Below are 270 nucleotides of genomic sequence, written 5' to 3'. Positions count from 1 at the left end.
CTGGGCTTTGGCGACTACCCCTTTGCGCAGATGCTGCTGCCCAGCCTGAGCACCATCCAGCCACCGGCGCTTCAGATCGGCGTACTGGCCGCGACCCGGGTGCTGGAGAGCCTGGGAGTGCTGCCAGTGGCAGGCACGGTGCAACGCCTGAACCTGCTGCAATGCCAGCTGATCGAGCGCGAAAGCAGTTGAGCCCACCGCCCCTCAGGCAGAGAGCTTGCGCAGCGCCCCATACGCCACCGGCGTAGTCGGGGTTGTCCAGGTGATCCA

Annotated in this window: 1 protein-coding gene; it reads left to right on the top strand. The window is 66.3% G+C overall.

The features are described 5' to 3' along the window. The coding region (locus tag SB725_RS31360) for a substrate-binding domain-containing protein (RefSeq protein ID WP_410923314.1) at positions 1 to 192 on the top strand (192 nt) is incomplete at its 5' end. Between the last annotated feature and the right edge of the window lie 78 nt (positions 193 to 270).

Source organism: Pseudomonas sp. SIMBA_041 (genome assembly GCF_046535095.1).
GTDB classification, from domain to species: Bacteria; Pseudomonadota; Gammaproteobacteria; order Pseudomonadales; family Pseudomonadaceae; genus Aquipseudomonas; species Aquipseudomonas mucoides.
The sequence above is the reverse complement of the archived record's forward strand: the minus strand, read 5'-3'. Positions and strand labels throughout refer to the sequence as shown.